3 protein-coding genes are annotated in these 1,989 nt (G+C 25.5%); 2 read left to right on the top strand and 1 reads right to left on the bottom strand.

Going from position 1 to position 1,989, the window contains the following annotated elements; genetic code table 11:
- Positions 1 to 311: ankyrin repeat domain-containing protein (locus WBG30_RS13830; protein WP_424505243.1), on the bottom strand; the 311-nt coding region annotated here is incomplete at its 3' end.
- 487 nt (positions 312 to 798) lie between these two features.
- Between WBG30_RS13830 and WBG30_RS13825 the strand changes: the two genes are divergently transcribed.
- Positions 799 to 990: a hypothetical protein gene (locus WBG30_RS13825; protein ID WP_424505242.1), complete on the top strand. Its 192-nt coding sequence runs from the start codon at positions 799 to 801 to the stop codon at positions 988 to 990.
- Between the two features lie 139 nt (positions 991 to 1,129).
- Positions 1,130 to 1,783 carry a YczE/YyaS/YitT family protein gene (locus WBG30_RS13820; protein WP_424505241.1) on the top strand — a complete coding sequence of 218 codons (654 nt, stop codon included), beginning with the start codon at positions 1,130 to 1,132 and terminating at the stop codon, positions 1,781 to 1,783.
- The last annotated feature ends 206 nt before the right edge of the window (positions 1,784 to 1,989 follow it).

The following is a 1,989-nucleotide window of genomic DNA, read 5'->3' as shown; positions in this document are numbered from 1 at the left end:
GCAATTTGTTCAGGAGTTCTTTGGGAATTATTTCTTATATTTAAATCCGCTCCATAGTTCATAAGAATTTCAAATATCTCATTATCATTTATTTCTACTGCTATATGAGCAGGGGTATCACCTTTTTTATTTCTTGCATTTATATTTGCCCCAAGATCAGCAAACGTCTCTACACCATAGATATTTTGAATTTTTACAAGTTTATGAAGAGGTGTATTTCCGTCTTCATCTTCAAGGTCTAAAGTTTCAAAATTGAAGTTTTTTAAAAAATCATTCAAATTCCCTTCGTTTAAATCTTTAAATATTTTCATTGTTCCTCCTAAAATTTTATACAAAAAAATAATTTATTTTTTAATTCTATTAGTTTTAAAAGAATAAACTTAATTTTAATGTGAATTTAACTATAATTTTTAAATAACTAATATTTGTGTCGTTAAATAACGCATTCCATCATAAAAATTATGTATTTAAAACACTTTCCATTTGAATAATACATTTTGAACGTAAAATTGCATATATATGACATGAATGAATATTAGTAAGATATTTTATTCTATTCTAATTCAAAAGTCAACATAATTTTTGATAGATTTATATTTTATTTTTATAGGTTGTTTTATGAGAAAAAAGTTATAAAATAATTGTTGATAAATCGAAAAAAATATAGTATTATATTTTCGATTAAGAGAAACATTTTTCCTGAGATATTATTATTTTTACAATTAAAGGAGATAGTTTTTTTTAATAATTTTTGTAAAAGGAGAAAAAAATATGGATCTAAAAGAATTGGAAATGATTATGAGTTCAAAGGACTTTGATAGATTTCTTGAACTTTATGAGATGGAAGAGGAAATATATACCCCAGAATGGTTTGAAATAGAAGAAATGAAAGATGAGATTCTTGAACAATATGGTCTAGATGATCTCTATGGGTTTAAAATAAACGATGATAATGATGACGATGACGAATATTACGATGATGATTACTAAAAAGAAATTTTTCATCTCTTTTTTCATTGGCATTTCTTTCATTTAAAAAATTATGATTGTGTCTTTTTTTGTTATGTTTGTAGTAATGAAATGCTATATATGATAAAATTTATTAAATGATATTTGGTGGTGTTTTTTAATGAAAAGGGAGTTTTATAAATACTTTAAGGTTGTTATAGGTTGTATTATAGGTAGTTTCGGAATGGTAATAATAATGAAATCCAATATAGGCTCTTCTCCGTGGTTAGTTTTTCATCAAGGTTTAGCAATGGAATTAGGGATAAGTATAGGAACAGCTATGATGTTGGTTAATATGATTTTATTAATTGTGGGCTGGCGACTTGGTGAACCATTTGGGAGTGGAACAATTATAAATGCTATTGTTTTTAGTTTTATGGTAGATTTTATTATAAATAGCGATATAATCCCTAGTGGAGTAAATCTATTTTCTGGGATAGTTATGACATTAATAGGAACTGTGATTTTATCATTGGGAATATATATGTATGTACATAATGGTCTTGGATGCGGACCAAGAGATGCTTTGATGGTAGGTCTTGTAAAGAAAACTGGAAAACCAGTGAAGATAATTAGAAGTACTATAGAAATAAGTGTAACAATTTTAGGATATTTTATGGGTGGAATTGTAGGAATTGGGACTATTATCTATGCGATTATAATTGGATATTTAGTTCAATTTATGTTTAAGGTTTTTAAATTTAATGTTAATGAATTAAAACAAAGAACCATTAAAGAGGAATTAATTTTATTGAAAAATTATATAGTAAATTAATTTGATAAATGGAGATATTAAAAATAGCTATTCGGGAGTCATTTAACTTTGTCTCCCTTTTTTAATGATTTTAATTTTTTTCCCATCTTTCACTAAAACTTCTAAAAATACGCTTTCTTTAATAATTTCAGCATCAACAGTACTTTTAGGTATTGCATCCAAACAATTAATTGAAAATGTTATATCTGGAGTCGTTATTACGTTTT

Origin of the sequence: Psychrilyobacter sp., from assembly GCF_049671765.1 — a bacterium.
Lineage (GTDB): Bacteria > Fusobacteriota > Fusobacteriia > Fusobacteriales > Fusobacteriaceae > Psychrilyobacter.
Note: the sequence above shows the minus strand (reverse complement) of the source record. Positions and strands in the feature narration are given on the sequence as shown.

Excerpts from the sequence above, each read along its gene's own strand:
- WBG30_RS13825 (WP_424505242.1), top strand. The coding sequence starts at position 799 with ATGAGTTCAAAGGACTTTGATAGATTTCTTGAACTTTATGAGATGGAA.
- WBG30_RS13820 (WP_424505241.1), top strand. The coding sequence starts at position 1,130 with ATGAAAAGGGAGTTTTATAAATACTTTAAGGTTGTTATAGGTTGTATT.